14 protein-coding genes are annotated in these 16,740 nt (G+C 36.8%); 10 read left to right on the top strand and 4 right to left on the bottom strand.

The window, feature by feature from the left end; translation table 11 throughout:
- Window positions 1-139: 139 nt before the first annotated feature.
- Genes GVK91_RS12915 through GVK91_RS12900 form a run of 4 tightly spaced genes read left to right on the top strand, consistent with a single transcriptional unit; the run spans window position 140 to window position 3,394 of the window.
- Window positions 140-790, top strand: coding sequence for a DedA family protein (locus GVK91_RS12915; RefSeq protein WP_046674211.1), 651 nt, complete (start codon window positions 140-142; stop codon window positions 788-790).
- A gap of 8 nt (window positions 791-798) precedes the next feature.
- Entirely contained in the window at window positions 799-1,341 is a 543-nt protein-coding gene (locus GVK91_RS12910; protein ID WP_115047605.1) for an inorganic diphosphatase, read from the top strand.
- Window positions 1,342-1,349: 8 nt separating this feature from the next.
- Window positions 1,350-2,663, top strand: a complete 1,314-nt coding sequence (locus tag GVK91_RS12905) for a hemolysin family protein (RefSeq protein ID WP_153845016.1) — start codon at window positions 1,350-1,352, stop codon at window positions 2,661-2,663.
- A 17-nt stretch (window positions 2,664-2,680) separates the two neighbouring features.
- The gene (locus GVK91_RS12900) at window positions 2,681-3,394 is read left to right on the top strand and encodes a 16S rRNA (uracil(1498)-N(3))-methyltransferase (RefSeq protein WP_153845015.1); all 714 of its coding nucleotides are present in this window, start codon (window positions 2,681-2,683) and stop codon (window positions 3,392-3,394) included.
- Between the two features lie 96 nt (window positions 3,395-3,490).
- On the opposite strand, the gene GVK91_RS12895 is transcribed toward GVK91_RS12900, so the two are convergent.
- The 3 genes from GVK91_RS12895 to GVK91_RS12885 all read right to left on the bottom strand — a co-directional run bounded on the left by GVK91_RS12895 (window position 3,491) and on the right by GVK91_RS12885 (window position 6,169).
- Window positions 3,491-3,967: a hypothetical protein gene (locus GVK91_RS12895; protein WP_159729181.1), complete on the bottom strand. Its 477-nt coding sequence runs from the start codon at window positions 3,965-3,967 to the stop codon at window positions 3,491-3,493.
- Between the two features lie 118 nt (window positions 3,968-4,085).
- On the bottom strand, window positions 4,086-5,480 hold the full coding sequence (locus GVK91_RS12890; protein ID WP_153845013.1) for an FtsX-like permease family protein: 1,395 nt from the start codon (window positions 5,478-5,480) through the stop codon (window positions 4,086-4,088).
- Between the two features lie 47 nt (window positions 5,481-5,527).
- The gene (locus GVK91_RS12885; protein ID WP_153845012.1) at window positions 5,528-6,169 is read right to left on the bottom strand and encodes an ABC transporter ATP-binding protein; all 642 of its coding nucleotides are present in this window, start codon (window positions 6,167-6,169) and stop codon (window positions 5,528-5,530) included.
- Between the two features lie 447 nt (window positions 6,170-6,616).
- Between GVK91_RS12885 and GVK91_RS12880 the strand changes: the two genes are divergently transcribed.
- From GVK91_RS12880 to GVK91_RS12865, 4 genes are all read left to right on the top strand, one after another.
- On the top strand, window positions 6,617-9,409 hold the full coding sequence (locus GVK91_RS12880) for a TonB-dependent receptor (protein ID WP_159729179.1): 2,793 nt from the start codon (window positions 6,617-6,619) through the stop codon (window positions 9,407-9,409).
- Between the two features lie 85 nt (window positions 9,410-9,494).
- The gene (locus GVK91_RS12875; protein WP_153845010.1) at window positions 9,495-10,883 is read left to right on the top strand and encodes a T9SS C-terminal target domain-containing protein; all 1,389 of its coding nucleotides are present in this window, start codon (window positions 9,495-9,497) and stop codon (window positions 10,881-10,883) included.
- Window positions 10,884-11,363: 480 nt separating this feature from the next.
- On the top strand, window positions 11,364-11,654 hold the full coding sequence (locus tag GVK91_RS12870) for a hypothetical protein (RefSeq protein WP_153845009.1): 291 nt from the start codon (window positions 11,364-11,366) through the stop codon (window positions 11,652-11,654).
- Entirely contained in the window at window positions 11,654-12,475 is an 822-nt protein-coding gene (locus GVK91_RS12865; protein WP_153845008.1) for a hypothetical protein, read from the top strand. The genes GVK91_RS12870 and GVK91_RS12865 overlap by 1 nt, the downstream gene beginning before the upstream one ends.
- Before the next feature lie 159 nt (window positions 12,476-12,634).
- Here GVK91_RS12865 and GVK91_RS12860 read toward each other — a convergent pair whose 3' ends face one another.
- Entirely contained in the window at window positions 12,635-13,834 is a 1,200-nt protein-coding gene (locus GVK91_RS12860) for a hypothetical protein (RefSeq protein WP_235032916.1), read from the bottom strand.
- Between the two features lie 151 nt (window positions 13,835-13,985).
- On the opposite strand from GVK91_RS12860, the gene GVK91_RS12855 reads away from it, so the two are divergent.
- Both GVK91_RS12855 and rlmB read left to right on the top strand, forming a co-directional pair.
- Entirely contained in the window at window positions 13,986-15,830 is a 1,845-nt protein-coding gene (locus GVK91_RS12855) for a DNA polymerase III subunit gamma/tau (protein WP_153845007.1), read from the top strand.
- A 77-nt stretch (window positions 15,831-15,907) separates the two neighbouring features.
- Complete coding sequence (gene rlmB / locus GVK91_RS12850; RefSeq protein ID WP_046672182.1) at window positions 15,908-16,696, top strand: 23S rRNA (guanosine(2251)-2'-O)-methyltransferase RlmB; 789 nt, start codon at window positions 15,908-15,910, stop codon at window positions 16,694-16,696.
- Window positions 16,697-16,740 lie beyond the last annotated feature (44 nt).

Genomic DNA, 16,740 nt, shown 5'->3' with positions numbered 1-16,740 from the left:
AAAAGATTATATTACACTTGATTTACGTTCGATTTTTAGAAGAATGCTATATTTGTACTTTGTTGTTTCAAATTTGTACAAGAATAAGCGTAGGATTTGTTCTAAAAAAGGAACGCAACATTGATTTTTACTAAAGGTTATGCATGAACTTTTGTTGTCATTTCAACAATTATTAAACCCGGAGGAGCTATTGAGCTCAGGAGGGTTTTATCTGGTTATCTTAATTGTATTTGCTGAGACGGGTCTATTTTTTGGATTTTTTCTACCTGGTGATTATTTATTATTTCTTGCAGGATTATTTTGTGCGCTAAATAAAATTGACGTTAATATTTACACGCTTTGTTTGGGGTTGTTTGTTGCGGGAGTATTAGGGAATTTTACAGGCTATTGGTTTGGTTATCGAGCGGGGCCGATGCTGTTTAAGCGAAAAGATAGTTTCATCTTTAAGCGAAAATATGTGGTCATGGCCGAAGAATTTTACCATAAATATGGAGGAACAGCTTTAATTATAGGAAGATTTGTTCCAATAGTTCGTACTTTTGCACCTATCTTCGCAGGTGTTGTAAAATTAGATTTTAAGAAGTTCGTTCTGTATAATGTCGCTGGGGCTGCCATTTGGGTACTTGTGTTGACCCTGTCTGGATATTTCCTTGGTATTGAGTTCCCTTGGATTATACATTATGTAGAATATGTTGTCGTTGGTATGATTGTTATTGCATTTTTACCAATTGCAATAACGTTGTTAAAAAAGCGTATAAAAGATAAAAGAAACAAACAAAATATACAGTAAATTAAAAAATGAGTAAACAAAACCCTTGGCACATGGTTTCTCCAGGTGAGAATGTTCCAAATGCCGTAAATGCTATCATTGAGATTACAAACGGATCCAAAGGAAAGTATGAATTAGACAAAGAAACTGGTTTGTTGCTTTTGGACAGAGTAATGAGTTCATCTGTCGTTTATCCTGCCAATTATGGTTTTATCCCACAGACTTATTGCGATGACAAAGATCCTTTGGATATTTTGGTCATTTGTTCAGTGGATATTTTACCATTAACATTGGTTGAAGCACAGGTTATTGGTGTAATGAATATGGTTGATGGTGGAGAACAAGATGATAAAATTATTGCGGTAGCTAAAAACGATCCGGTTTTTAATTACATTAAAGATATTGATCAGTTACCTCCGCATACAATGAAAGAGATTGTACAATTCTTTGAGAGTTACAAAGCACTTGAAAAGAAGCATGTCATTGTTGAAGGTGTAAAGGGACGTGAAGAAGCACAAAGAATCTTGATCGAGGCTATCGAGTTGTACAAAAAAGAATTTGTTAACAAATAACCCCAAGCATGGCGCTCGATATATTTTGGACATTGTTTTTAGTATTGGCCAACGGCTTTTTTGTCGCGGCAGAATTTGCTATTGTAAAGGTCCGAGTCTCCCAAATTGAAGTTCAGGCAAAAACAGGTAGCAAAGTTGCTACAATAGCCAAAAGTATAACGGAGCATTTGGATGGTTATTTGGCCGCTACACAATTGGGTATTACACTTTCTTCACTTGCCTTAGGTTGGGTAGGAGAGGCTGTGATGACCCAAATTGTGCAGGGGGTACTAGGTTTTTTCGGTGTTGAATTGACAGGTACTATCGCGACCAATGCAGGACATGTATTGGCTTTTACGATTATTACTGTGTTACACATTGTGTTCGGAGAGCTCGCTCCTAAATCAATTGCTATTCAAAAACCTGTTGCAACAACAATGAAAATTGCGGTTCCACTGCAATTTTTCTACTTTATCTTTAGACCATTTATTTGGATTCTAAATGGTTTCGCTAATTTTCTGTTGAAGATTTTGGGATTTGAAGTTACCAAAGGGGAATCTGCTCACTCTTCTGAGGAGTTGCAATATCTTTTGGATAAAGGTAAAGAGTCTGGTGCTCTGGATATTTCTGAGCACGAGTTAATCAAAAATGTATTTGATTTTAACGAACGTATCGTTAAGAATATTATGGTACCTCGTACCAAAATTGTGGCTGTTGAGGTCACGGCTGATGCCTCTGAGCTGATAGAAACCATGACGGAAGAGGGGTACTCTCGTCTGCCGATTTATGAGGATAATATCGATCAAATCGTTGGTGTTGTCCATACGAAAGATATTTTACCCCTATTAGCAAAAGGAAAAGAGGTTGTCATGAGAAATATCATGCGCAAGCCTTATTTCATTCCTGAAACGAAGAAGATCAATGATCTAATGGCTGAGTTCCAGCAAAAACGTCTACAGTTAGCGATTGTATTGGATGAATTTGGTGGGACTGCGGGTATGGTTACTCTTGAAGATATTGTTGAGGAACTTGTTGGTGAGATTCAAGATGAATACGATGAGGAAACTCCAGTTGTCGAACGTATCTCTGAAACGGAATATATGGTCGATGCAGGAGCTAGTATTCATGATGTGAATGAATTTCTCCCGATAGAATTACCAGAGAGTCAGGATTACGATACGATGTCGGGTCTGGTGAGCGAAATCTTTGATAAGATTCCTGAAGTCGGTGAGCGTAAAGAAGAATATGGCTACGTATTCACTATTATCCGGAAGGCTCAGCAGAACATAGAGTTTGTCAAATTGGAATTGGTCGAATCGGCCGATGATGATACAGAAGAATAAAACAATAACGAAAGCACATGCAGTTATTTTTTACGCCGGATTTAAATCCTTCATTAGAAAATTTTATCCTTAGTGAGGAAGAAAGTAAACATGCTATTCGTGTGCTTCGTATGGATACTGGCGATCGTTTACATCTCATAGACGGTCGCGGTGGTTTGTACGAAGCTCAAATTATTGATCCGCACCCCAAACGTACTGTTCTCACTATTTTAAATGTTGCGGAAGACTTTCAGCGGCCAAAATATCATTTGCATATTGCTGTTGGTCCAACGAAGAATATTGATCGCATCGAATGGTTTTTGGAAAAGGCGACTGAGGTTGGAATTCAAGAAATAACTCCAGTTATCTGTGAGCATTCTGAGCGAAAAGAGGTGAAATTAGATCGTCTAAATAAGGTGGTTGTTGCAGCGATGAAACAATCGTTGAAAGCCTATCTCCCCAAGCTAAATCCAGCAGTATCGTTTAAACAGTTTTTGAGAGAAATCCCAAAAGAAGGTGTTCAAAAGGCAATTGCACACTGTGTTGACGCTGAAAAGAAGTATTTAAACCAGGTTTTGGAGCCTGACCAGCATTATATTATCCTAATTGGTCCGGAAGGAGATTTCTCTGAAGAGGAAATTGATTTGGCACTACAGATGGGATTCCATCCAATCTCACTGGGAGAAGCGCGTTTAAGGACCGAAACGGCTGCTTTAGCGGCCTGTATGGAAGTTTCCCTGTTGAATAGATAAAATAGATAATAGGGGAATAAGCGACGAACCTGGCCCAGTAAATGGGCTGTGAGAGATCTGCAAAGCCCATTTAATAGTTTAATAATAGACGCTAGTTTATTTTATTGGTTCTGCGTCTACAATCTGAATTTCAGCATTTCCCTTAAGCGGATCTTTAGTAAAGATCATTTTCCCTTTTAATTTAATTGGATCTTCAGAGAATTTTATTGCATTGCCCTTTAATGTTACTTCAACCATTGGTGGTATTCCGTTGGATCCACAGAATTGGCATTGCATTACGGGTAATACAGACATCATAAAGTTTTTATGGTTGCGGCCACTATGAAGAGGAACCATGTAACCAGGTAATTCAACAATTTTATTTTCAAGCGCTTTAAGTTCTTTTGGATAGAAAGGAGTATATACTTTCTTTGCCCCATTATAAGTTACTTTATAAGCCATCTTATCAATTGCTTCCCAAGTTTTGTTCATCATAGGTGTATGATCGGGAACATCCGGATTACCGCCTATTTGGGCTTGGGACTGTATGGTACAGAATAATATAAATAAGAATACTGTCAGTGTTTTTTTCATGTGTTATGCTATTGTTATGTATCGAGAAGCTGTTCGGCTGTATTTTCCATTTTCCTGTCTAATGGATAAGCGACTCTTCTTATTGCGATCTTTTGTCGTTGTGTGATCTTAGTTAAACTTATTTATTTGATAGTGTTCCAGAAATACTTGTCCTGTAGGCCTTGATCGCCGGAATAAGTGCTGCGAAGATACCTATTAAACAAGCAACAAACAAGAAAATCAGTTCTTTCGGATGAAGTGTAAAGGCCTCTATAAAATCGGCGCTTTGACTTGTCTGATTACTGATATAGTAAAGCGCTAGATGTGCCATTATAAGCCCAATTAACCCACCAAGAATCGTAATGGTTAGTCCTTCAAGAAGCACAATGGCAAAGAGTTTTCCTTTGGAGGCTCCAAGCGTACGCATGATGGCAAGGTCGTATTTACGTTGCTTTAATGCGTTATATAAATTAATAAAGACGCTCAAACCTGCAATAAACATAATTACATAAGCGAGTATCGATAAAGAATCTATCCCTACGCCTAATAGCGAGAATAGACGAGTGCTTTCCATGGCGGGAGATGCGGCCTGCATGTCTGTTTGCTGATCAATCAATTTTGGCAAAATTCCAATAGCAGCAGGTGATTGATATTTTAGTAGAATTGCTGTTATTTCTAGCCCATTTTGCTTCACCATATCCGAACCAATAGATTTCACAAATACTGCTCCCTCTTCGTGATCAGTGTGTTCTTCCTGTTCGTGACGTCCTTTTTCGTTCGTTTTGGCTGGAGCAGATGAATTTTCTGCTATATCTTCACCATGATGGTGCAGGTGCGCTTTGAGGGTTTCTTCTCGGTCTTCTTGACGTTCGCGTAATTCTTTCTCTACCGCTGTTTCTTGATGCTCATGTTTATGTGCAATGCCATGTACATCCCAAACACTTTCTAAGTTGGTTAGAATTAAGTTATCGGTAACGTTATTGTTATGTTTTAGAATACCAACAATGGTAAAAGGATGTTCATCATGATGGTGCCCATCTTTGCTCAAGCCATGTGAACTATGGATCTGATCGCCAATTTTGAGCTGTTGTTTTTTTGCAACTTGATCACCAATGACTACTTCAAAATTACTTTGCCAGATACGACCTTCAGCTACAGATGTTTCGTAAATAGACAAGAAAGATGAATCGGTTCCAACGATGCGATGGCCCTTGAAATTGTCGCCTAAAGATAAGGGAACTGCTAGCTGAACAAGGGGATTTTGACGTAATGGCTCCAGCTCATCCAATGGAATGTTACCGGTCGGATTGTCAATATGGTAAACACTGGATAGAATCAACTGAAGCGGACTTCCTTTAGCACCAACAACCAAATCAATATTTTTACTGTTATTGTCAAGCTGCTTTTCAAAAGTTTCTCCGGTAATTGAAAGCACGGCAAGGATGGAAATTCCAAACGCCGTTAACAGAATGCTTAGAAAGACCGAGCCAAACTGTCTACTTAAATTTTTCCAAACCAATTGTATCGTGTTCATAACAAATTTTAAAAAGTAAAGGGTGACGTGTAAATAAAGTAAAACAATTATTTTAAAAGGTACATTTTGGAGAACTGATCTTTTATTCTCTTGTCGTGTGTTGTTATCAGTAAAGTCGATCCTGCAGTGTCAGCTATCGATAACAGTAGTTCTAATACTCTGTAGGTATTGTTGTCGTCTAGAGCGGCAGTCGGTTCGTCAGCAATAAGTAGGGCTGGTTTATTGATGACGCTGCGTGCAATAGCAGCACGTTGTAATTGGCCGCGACTCAATTCGTTCGGGTAGGCATCACTTTTTTGATCTAATTGCAGTTGCGTCAATATGAAATGTATTGCATTAAGGTCTATTCTTTTCCCTGCTAAAGATTGTGCCAACTTGATGTTTTCCAAAAGTGTTAAATTTCTTAGGAGGTGAGCCTCTTGGAATATAAATCCGATATATTGCGCACGAAACTGATCCAATTTACTGTTTGATAATAAGGATAGGTCTTGGTTATTTATTTTGACAAGACCTGTCTCCGGTCGTGACAAACCTCCTAATATATTAAGTAACGTTGTTTTTCCAGAACCTGAATCCCCCAATAACAGCGTATGCTGACCTTTCTCGATGTGAATATCTGGAAATTCAATTGGCGTTGAATTGGGATACTGAAATGATAACTGTGTTGTCGATACGATTGGAGTGCTCATGAGGATCAGAAATTGAAAATATATTCAAACTTAGATAAATTGCTTTTTATATGCAATATAATTGCAATTATATTGCATATAAAAAGCAATTTACTGCAGTGGGTTAACAGTTGGCAATGGAAGATGATCGGTCTCTCTCAACTAGCAGTACCACTTATCTATATAAAACCGTTACACGGTCTTCATTAAGGTATAAATTAGAAAAATAATCTTATTGTGTTAATAAATTAAGTGCTTAATAATTTTATTACACTTCTTTAATATGCTGTCCCATTAAGGGGGGCAAATATTCGTATAAATTGGATAAAAAGCCATTTTTTGCTGAAAATCAAGAAAAATAGGAGATAAGTAACATTAAATTAACAACCGGTTTACGCAATGGTAATTTGTTGTTAATGTTAATCTAATATTCTGCTAATAGCTTTGCAGAAACAAAAAACAAATAAATTGGAACCACAATTACAACTTAAAAGAATCGCTGCAGTCGTAACGCTAGCAGTAGCTGCGTCAACAACAGTTTATGCACAGGGCAGTGGAAAGGTGGCGGGTAAAGTAACAAATGTCAAAACAGGTGAAACAATCACAGGTGTGACTGTTAAGGTACTCGGTACGGCGAGAGTGGGAAGTTCGGATGTGACTGGTAATTATAATATTCCTGCGGTACCTGCAGGGAAGTATACATTAGAATTTAGTTATGTAGGCTTTGCTACTAAACAAATTACTGATGTAGAGATAAAGGATAAGGATGTTACGACGCTAGATGTAGTACTCGATAATACTGGGGAAACTGTATTGGATCAGGTTGTTGTTACGGGAACTTTCAAAAAAGAGTCGATAAGTGCTTTGTACTCGCAGCAAAAAAATAGTGCTAGAATTTCCAGTGGTATTTCGACCGAACAAATTAAGAGAAGTCCAGATAGAAATACGTCAGAGGCAATTAAGCGTGTAAGTGGCGCTAGTGTCCAAGATAATAAATATGTTATTGTAAGAGGGCTGAGTGATCGTTACAATTCAGCTATGTTGAATAATGCGATTTTACCCAATACAGAAGTAGATAAACGTGCTTTTTCTTTTGATATTATTCCTTCAAATTTAATTGAATCAATCATAATTAATAAAACTGCAACCCCAGATATCCCTGCTGATTTTTCCGGAGGTGTAGTTCAAGTGAATACTAAAGATTTTCCAGAGAAAAATTTCTTTGATGCATCCATAGGTACATCTTATAATACACAATCAACATTTAAAGATTTTACCTCAGCAAAAAGAGCTGGTGGTGAAGTGTTTGGTTTTGCAGGAAGTGACCGCGAAATTCCTAAAGGTTTTCCTTCCACAAAGGACTTTCAATCTTTACAAAATAATTCAAATGAAATTTTTGAGTATTCTAAATTGTTTAAAAACAATTGGGGTTATGATACGAAGAAGTCAACATTAACGCCGAATTTTCAACTGAACTACGGTTCTACTAAGAATTTTAAAGATGATTCTAAATTTGGAGCTATTTTTTCATTGACTTATCGTTACGACCAAAGGAAACGCGAAGCAGACCAAAAAGCATATGTTGGCCAGTCGTTGCCAGAAGTATTCCATGACGATCAATATAGTTACAATACAAATTTAGGAGCTCTTGCAAACTTCGCGTACTCTTGGAAGTCAAATAAAATCTCTTTCAAAAACTTATATAATCGAATTTTAGAGAATCAATTTACGTTCCGTGAAGGAAAAGATGATTCGGGGAGTGAATTCTATCGCACGGGAGATTATCTATTACAACGATCTATTTTAACAAATCAATTATCTGGTGAACATATCCTTTCAGATAACAGTAAATTAAAATTGGATTGGTCCTTGAATTATGGTCGTACGGATAGAGATGAGCCCGGTTATAAGCGGATGGAATATTCAAAAGATGGTATTGCATCGATTTCTGCGACCAGTTCGTCTACAGCAGACAGAGCAGGTAATTTCAATTCGACAATGACTGAGAATTCGTATGGTGGGGCTTTAAATTTGACATTACCGATCCGTTTATTCTCGGAAAATGACAAATTAAAAGCAGGTTATTTCAATCAATTGCGTGATAGAAATTTTAATGCAAGGGTGATTGGATTTATTCGAAATGGAAACTTTGATGCAAGTTTGTTGAAACTACCGCAAGACAAAATTTTTGATCAAGCCAATATTCGTCCAAACGGCTTTATACTAAATGAAATAACCAACGGTGGTGATCATTATGATGCGAAAGCATTTTTGAACGCAGGCTATTTGATGTATGATGGATTTGTGATGGAGAAATTGAGGGTAATTGCTGGAGCACGTCTTGAGTCATATAATTTGAAATTGAATAGTGAAGACAATGGCAATCCAGTAGGTGTTGACACAACGACAATTTCACTACTACCATCGTTGAATTTAATCTATAATTTAGATAGTAAGCAAAGTTTTCGCTTTGCAGCCTCACAAACGGTGGGAAGACAGGAGTTTAGAGAAATGGCACCTTTCCCATTTTATGACTTCAATAAAAACATGAACGTTCGTGGAAATCCCAATTTGAAACAATCAAAAACGTCAAATTTTGATCTGGGATATGCGTATTATCCAACAGCTGGTGAAGTTTTATCGGTGGGAGCTTTTTATAAATATTTTGAAAATCCGATCGAACAAGCTTTACAATTAGGAAACTCAGGCCGTTCATTTAATTATACCAATTCAAAGTCTGCGGATGTGTTTGGAGTGGAAGCAGAAGTAAGAAAGAATCTGAAATTCATTGATGAGCGATTGGATAATTTTGTCATCAACGCGAATGGATCATACATTTATTCGAAAGTTATTGTTCCAACTACTGTGAACTCAACAGGTAAAAGAAAACTGCAAGGACAATCACCTTATCTAATCAATGCTGGATTATCGTATACGACCAAAAATCCAAATACCACAGCGATTACACTCTTGTATAATAGAGTGGGACCAAGAATATGGGCAATTGGTAATGCTGAAGATCCAGATATTTACGAATATTCTAGAAATATTCTTGATTTACAATTGGCGCAAAAATTTGCGAACTCCAGAGCCGAAGTAAAATTGAATTATAGTGATATTTTAAATAATAAAGCTTATTTCTATCAAAAACCAAAAGGTTCTGATCCAAACGCAGCATTCAATAAAAACACAGATAATATCAATAGAGCTGAGAAATATGGATCTACTGTGTCCCTTACGCTCTCTTATAAATTTTGGTAGTCTATTGTTAATTCATAAATACTTAACATAGAGTTAATTGTATCGTTAAATTAAATTATTCTTTTTGTACAAATAAAACATGAAAATGAAAACGAATTTAAACTTAAATCTTTTAGCTGTTTTAGCGGCAGGCTTAACTGCATTTGCAAGCTGTAGTAAGAGTGATCCTTCGGTAATTGAACCTCCTGTTACCCCGGGTGATTCAAATGAATCGCTTGCTGATGCTTTCTTTGAGAAAGTAGCTTATAAAGGTGCATTTGGTTCTACTGACTGGACATCAGGATGGGTTAATTATGAACCAAATAAAACAGCATATTCTGCTGCTACAGAGGAGATTTCAGGTGAAATAACTGCAGATAAAACTTTAGATGCATCAAAAACATACTTGTTAAAAGGTTTTGTTTACATTAAAAGTGGTGTTACATTAACGATTCCAGCTGGAACAGTAATTAGAGGAGATAAAAATACTAAAGCAACATTGGTTGTCACAATGGGTGGTAAAATCAATGCAGAAGGAACTGCTGCTAAGCCAATTGTATTCACTTCAAACCAACCCGCTGGTACAAGAGCTCCAGGTGATTGGGGCGGGATTATTATCTTAGGTAAGGCACCTAATAATATCCCAGGTGGAACAGGTCTTATTGAAGGCGGTTTAACAGCTCCATACGGAAATCATGGTGGAACCATTGCTGATGATAACTCAGGAGTTCTTAAATATGTACGTGTTGAGTTCCCAGGTATTGCTTATACAACAAACAACGAGATTAACGGTGTTACATTTGGATCAGTTGGTTCTAAAACAACTGTTGAATACGTTCAAGTTGCTTATTCTGGTGATGATTCTTTTGAGTGGTTTGGTGGTACAGTAAATGCTAAGCACCTTGTCTCTACTGCAAACATCGATGATATTTTCGATTTCGATAATGGTTACTCAGGAAAACTTCAATTCTTAGTAGGTCTTAGAGATCCGAAATTAGCGGATCAAGCTGGTCAATCAAATGGTATTGAATCTGATAATTCGGAAAAAGTATTTGATTCTTCTCCAAGAACACGTCCTGTTATATCAAATATGACATTGGTTGGACCTGGTAATACTGAGGTTGATCCAAAACATGAGTATGCAAATTTGTGGAGAAGAGGAAGTAAGATGATCCTTGCTAACTCTATCTTTATCAACATGCGTTATGGTATCGATATACGCGATAAAGAAACTGGTGATGCTTTGACAGATAAAACATCTTTGATCAAAAACAACATTTACCAATCATTTACGGCTGGTAGAGACGTTATAGCCGATGGTACAGTACCTTCATTTGCTACTGTTGATTTATTGAAAACGTATTTGACTACAAATAATAATACATTCTTGGACGATGCGGCAGCTAAAAATCTTTTGGTTAATCCATATAGTTTAACAGCGCCAAACTTTATCTTGAAATCAGGATCAGTAGCTGCTACTGGTGCTTCTTTCTAAGAAATAGATAATTATAGTTTAGTAAAATAGATGGAAAATCCTGCCTTGGCAGGATTTTTTTTTGACCAATTTTTCACGGTGGTCAATGAACAATCGCAGCTCATTTTCATGAATAGTTGATTTGTCCAATACATAACCTTATCCATTCAAGTTATTTGGTCGTCACGTTTGAGTTGCTGTAACCTGGATGTAGAAGTGAAAGATGCCCCTTTATTCTCTAGCTAGGTTATATTTTTATAAGGTGATTTGATGTCGTGTCATTGTAGTTTGAATACTATCTTATGTTGAATTAAAGTATCACGAATGGTTATTTGTGATAGTTTGGCCGTATTTTAAAATACACTGTTATATTTCTAGTTTTTATTTTTTTTACAAATAGCTATTTTGTTTAGTGTGTTTATTTAATTTTATTTCCAGTTGTTTAAAATAATGTAATATTTAATTTATTGTTGTTTAATGTTGTGATGTTATCTTCAGGTAATGAAAAGAATATATGAAAATTTTCTCAAGATAGCAATAGTTGCATTCTTGTGTGTAACAGCTTTTACCGGCTGCAAAAAAGAAGAAGTCGCGCCTTCAGAAGTCTCTCAGGCAGAACTTGCTACTGTAAGTGTATCTGAATTAGTTGATTATCTTGCTAACTCCATAAATGTTAAAAAAAGCGATGTAACCTATGATGCAAAAACCCAACAGTTTAAATTATGGGGAGTTGATCAGGTAAGTCGAGAAAAATTAATTGAAATGTTTAATAACTCTAAAAAATTAAGATAATGAGTAAGCTAAAATATTATATAATAATACTGTTTTTCTTTATTGCGGCTCAAATTTCATTTGCACAAGGAATACCTACTTATGTAAGTGATTTTAAAATTAACAATAATAACCTGCTGAGTTCTACAAAAATTGCCTTATCTGCAACAGGTTCTAGTACAACAGTGAAATATAATGTGACATTAACGAGAGCTATTAATCCTTCAGGTGGTCCATGGAATTGGTATCCAACAAATATGCTAATTGGACTTGGAACACAAATCAATGGACAATTTGTTTGGTTGGATGGTTCTAAAGAAATTACCAATTCGAGTTTTGGGCAATATAATTCTATTTTGGATAAGGAATATACAGCTAACATAGATCATTCAAAACTTCCTGCAGGAGGTAAGATCTATTTGGTGATCGAAAACCATCCTTCAAATGTTCCATCATCATTGTGGTTTAAGGAAGCTTATCATGTTAAATCTTTTGACTATGAAATTCCTCCTCCGGTTGTTCAACCTCCAAGCTATGATAATTGGATTAATGATATTGGCCATTTTGCTATTTACAATAATGACATTCCGCCAGCTATCACCTGGAATAAAAATCTAGTTAACACAAGTACAGTTTCGCTTGAACTTTATCAATATGGGGTGAGTAAAGGCTTTATCGGCAAAAATGTTCCTAATACAGGCAGTTATAGCGTTGATTATTCAGCATCGCAATATGGTCTCGTCGGTGGTTTTAATAAGTATGAAATTCAAATTAAAATTATATCAGATGCAAATCCAAGTATCAGTGATATGACAAAAAAGTTTGACTATTACCAAGATTAACTCTGTGGAAATTAACATTGATTTATTCATTTTTTCTATGTTACCCAAAAAATAGCTGTCTAAGTGGAAGTGATAAATTTAGGTGCAAGTGGATCTTTACTTGCATCTAATTTAATGAAGCTATTTTTTGCTTATAGTTTGCTTACGCCAAAAGAAGGCTTATCTCGGCTCGTAATGATAAACAATCTGATAAGACTGATTTTTAAGCTCCTCAGACAATTGACCTATATCCAGTGTTTGCGCTTGTGGAGTAGGCTCACAGACAGAATAATATTTTCCATTGTACAAAATAGCATCACCGATAGGATGTTCAAATTGAACGGCCATCGTTACATGCGTGGGATAGAGCAGGGTGATCATAGGTAGATTGTAGATTTCCTTTACCAGATAAAAAAACAGGGCAACACGGTCATCACAGTCACTGTATTTATTCAATAGTGTTTGTTCTGCAGAAAGGCGCTTTTCGGATCCGAAATTATCTTCGTCATTTTCGTATAAGAATGCATATCGCGTAAATCGCATTAAATAATCGACACCTTCCTGCTGATTTTTTCCTTTTAAATTTTCCTTGAGGGCAGGAATCAGGGATTGATAAGTCTCTTTGCTGAGTGGAATATTGAAATAAGTTTCGAAATCTACACCCGGATAGTTTTTAAAAAGATCACTGATATCTTCATTCAACTTGACATTAAAATGGTAGGCTTTATGTCCATAATTGAACTTAATTTGCTTCTCCTTATAATTTGCTGGTACAAAATCAGGTAATTTTGTGATTTTATAACTAAAATCTTCAATGGCTTCTGGTACTTTAATCTTAACAGGAATATAGGTGTCTGCGCGTTGAAAGAGCTTTCCATAGTCATGGAAGTTTAAACAGGTGTATTTCTTACCATCGATTTCAAAAAAGGGAATATCAGAGATATCTTCTTTGTTCTGAATGAAAAATATGATCTGATTATTACCCACAGCCAAACGGGCATCATAACCGGATTTACACATTAAAAACCATTTATATAAAGTATAGCGTGTATAATTTTCGGCTTTCGGGGCAATCTGTTGTGCGGTGCGGCGAATCAGCTGATAATATACCCAATCATTTAAATGATGTTCATCTTTGTATTCGAGAAGGCTATTTATAAGCTGTATGTAATCCGTCTGATCAGCTATTTGATAGAATTTTTGTATGTGGGCTATTGTTAAGCTGTCTTTGAATGGAATATTAAAGGAGGGGGGGACATCAATAGATACTTTGCCATCGTAAAAATCGAAATCGTGATGCTGCGCCTGTAGCTGTTGTGAAGCACAGGTTAGCCAAATTAAAATGGTCAAAAACAGCCTATGGATTTCCCTTAATTTCAATTGTTAACAATTTAATAACATTGTATTAATATAAAATTAACGATAAAATTTGCTTTTTTTGTACATTGAAGGAATTATTATTAAAAAATTACAATCTATTTTTAGGTTTTAGATTCTCCTTTTTCATTTTTAAAATCCGTATCTTCGTGCAATGGATAATTTTATTGTTTCTGCACGTAAATACCGCCCGATTACCTTTGATTCGGTTGTAGGTCAGCAACACATCACTGGTACCTTAAAGAATGCAATTCACAACAACCAGTTGGCGCAAGCATTTTTGTTTTGTGGTCCCCGTGGTGTAGGTAAAACTACCTGTGCACGGATTTTAGCTAAAACAATAAATTGTGAAAACATCTTGGCAGGTACCGAACCCTGTGGCGCATGTGATAGCTGTAAGTCTTTCCAAAATGGAAATTCTTTCAGTATTCATGAACTGGATGCGGCATCCAATAATTCCGTAGACGATATCCGTAACCTGATTGATCAAGTACGTATACCACCTCAGGCTGGAAAATATAAAATCTATATCATAGATGAGGTGCATATGCTTTCTCAAGCGGCTTTCAATGCTTTTTTGAAGACTTTAGAGGAGCCACCTTCCTATGCTATCTTTATTCTGGCGACCACAGAAAAACATAAGATTTTACCTACTATTCTTTCGCGCTGTCAGATTTTCGATTTTAATCGGATCAAAGTGGAAGATATGGCAAGTCATTTGGCCCGTATCGCTGACAGAGAAGGTATTGCTTATGATCAGGACGGATTACATATCATTGCCCAAAAGGCCGATGGTGGCCTTCGGGATGCCTTGTCGATGTTCGATCAGATCGTCAGTTTTTCCAATAAAAATGTCACCTATCAAGCTGTAATCGATAATTTGAATATCTTGGATTACGATTATTATTTTAAGCTAACAGATGCTATTTTAACTGAGGATGCGGCACAAACCTTATTGATTTTCAATGAGATTTTAAATCACGGATTTGATGGCAGTCATTTCATAGCAGGTCTGTCAGCGCATTTCAGAAATTTGTTGGTTGCTAAGGAGCCAACTACGCTAAAATTATTGGAAGTCAGTGATAGTATTCGTCAAAAGTATCTGCAGCAGTCCCAAAAAGCTTCTCCAGGATTTTTGTTATCTGCATTGAATATTTCCAATCAATGTGAGATCAACTATAAGACAAGTAAAAATCAACGCCTGCAAGTTGAACTTTCACTCCTCAAGACATGTCATATCGCAAGTGCGATTAAATTGAGCCAGCTTGGATCCGCACAGATTCCTTCGGCAACCGAGGGCGTAAAAAAAAAACTTCCTGAGCCAGTAGTTGGACAAGCGCAACAAACTTCGGTAGTCTCCACTCCGCAAGCAACTTCTCCTGCGAATGCTCCTGTCGTTGAAAACCATGTGGCACCGCGTTCGCAAGCTAACCCCGTAAATTATCAGGCTTCCGAGACTAAGGAAGAGGTGAAAAAAGATCCTATTTCCAACGTGCCCCCTAAAGTAAAAAAAGGCGGATGGGGAGCATCTACTGCAGCAATTATTCCGTCTTTGCCGGATTTGAATACCATATACGATAACAATGCGGTTGCCAAAGAAGGGGATGAACCAGAATTGATACGTGGGAACGAACAGCGTGATGTTTCATTCGGCCAATTTATTACTGTTTGGAACAGTTATGCTGAACAGCTTAAAACAGAAAACAAGATCAATCTGTACACCATGATGACGGCTATGCAACCCCGATTAAATGGTGTATTGATTGAAATTGATGTTGAAAATGGTGTTCAGATGGATGTATTGCAAAGTGCAAAGGTTGATGTACTGAACTACCTACGTGTGAAACTCCAGAATTTTTCATTGGATCTAAAGGGCGTGATGATGGAACATACTATTTCGCGTAAACCTTATACCTCACAGGAGAAGTATCAAGCCATGGTCAATAAAAACCCGCTTTTAGATACTTTGCGGAAAGAGTTTAACTTGGGGCTAAGCTAATTCAAACACGCTAGTTGTTTTTTATTTTTGTACATTTGCAAACTCTTCCATGAAGAGGGAAATATTTAGTATTTATTATGCAAGGAAATTTTCAGAGACGTGATCGCGACCACGGGGAAAGACGTGAAGTGAATCAGATGGTATTTGGTATTCGTGCTGTCATCGAAGCAATCGATAGTGGTAAAGAGATCGAGTCATTATTTATACAACGCGGCTTGAGCGGCAGTTTGATTCTAGAATTGAAAGCCTTGTTAAAGGAACATAATATCGCTTCTCAACAGGTGCCAATTGAAAAATTAAACCGGATAACACGTAAAAATCATCAAGGTGTAATTGCGGTTATTTCTCCAATTACCTATCATGATATAGAAGAACTTCTCCCTCAGATTTATGAAAAAGGTGAAACTCCTTTACTTCTGATGTTGGATGGAGTGACAGATGTGCGCAATTTGGGTGCTATTGCACGTACAGCAGAATGTTCTGGAGTCCATGCCATCATTGTCCCTAAAAAGGGCTCGGCTGAGGTTAACCCTGATGCGATTAAAACATCTGCTGGAGCACTCTATAAAATCCCTGTCTGTCGCCATGATAGCTTGTCCAAAGTTGGTAAATTTTTGATTGATTCAGGTGTACAGTTAGTTGCCAGTACAGAAAAAACAACGTCGAGCATTTACGATGTGGATTATACAGCTCCAACCTGTGTGATTATGGGTGCGGAGGATGTTGGTGTTTCCAATGACCTAATCCGCATTGCCGACCACCTGGCCAAGATACCAATGTACGGTGAAATAGGTTCGTTAAATGTATCTGTATCGGCCGCAGTAGTGATCTATGAAGCGATTCGCCAACGGATTGTTAAAAAATAAAGAATATAATTTAGTTGATTACAAAAAAAGCCTTTGTTTTGACA

It is taken from the genome of Sphingobacterium sp. 18053 (genome assembly GCF_902706145.1).
In the GTDB taxonomy this organism is placed as follows: domain Bacteria; phylum Bacteroidota; class Bacteroidia; order Sphingobacteriales; family Sphingobacteriaceae; genus Sphingobacterium; species Sphingobacterium paramultivorum.
This window is presented reverse-complemented; position numbering and strand designations above follow the sequence as displayed.

Bases quoted from the DNA above. Each gene is read 5' to 3' on its own strand.
- GVK91_RS12915 (WP_046674211.1), top strand. From the start codon at position 140: ATGCATGAACTTTTGTTGTCATTTCAACAATTATTAAACCCGGAGGAG.
- GVK91_RS12910 (WP_115047605.1), top strand. From the start codon at position 799: ATGAGTAAACAAAACCCTTGGCACATGGTTTCTCCAGGTGAGAATGTT.
- GVK91_RS12905 (WP_153845016.1), top strand. From the start codon at position 1,350: ATGGCGCTCGATATATTTTGGACATTGTTTTTAGTATTGGCCAACGGC.
- GVK91_RS12900 (WP_153845015.1), top strand. From the start codon at position 2,681: ATGCAGTTATTTTTTACGCCGGATTTAAATCCTTCATTAGAAAATTTT.
- GVK91_RS12895 (WP_159729181.1), bottom strand. From the start codon at position 3,967: ATGAAAAAAACACTGACAGTATTCTTATTTATATTATTCTGTACCATA.
- GVK91_RS12890 (WP_153845013.1), bottom strand. From the start codon at position 5,480: ATGAACACGATACAATTGGTTTGGAAAAATTTAAGTAGACAGTTTGGC.
- GVK91_RS12885 (WP_153845012.1), bottom strand. From the start codon at position 6,169: ATGAGCACTCCAATCGTATCGACAACACAGTTATCATTTCAGTATCCC.
- GVK91_RS12875 (WP_153845010.1), top strand. From the start codon at position 9,495: ATGAAAACGAATTTAAACTTAAATCTTTTAGCTGTTTTAGCGGCAGGC.
- GVK91_RS12870 (WP_153845009.1), top strand. From the start codon at position 11,364: ATGAAAAGAATATATGAAAATTTTCTCAAGATAGCAATAGTTGCATTC.
- GVK91_RS12865 (WP_153845008.1), top strand. From the start codon at position 11,654: ATGAGTAAGCTAAAATATTATATAATAATACTGTTTTTCTTTATTGCG.
- GVK91_RS12855 (WP_153845007.1), top strand. From the start codon at position 13,986: ATGGATAATTTTATTGTTTCTGCACGTAAATACCGCCCGATTACCTTT.
- rlmB (WP_046672182.1), top strand. From the start codon at position 15,908: ATGCAAGGAAATTTTCAGAGACGTGATCGCGACCACGGGGAAAGACGT.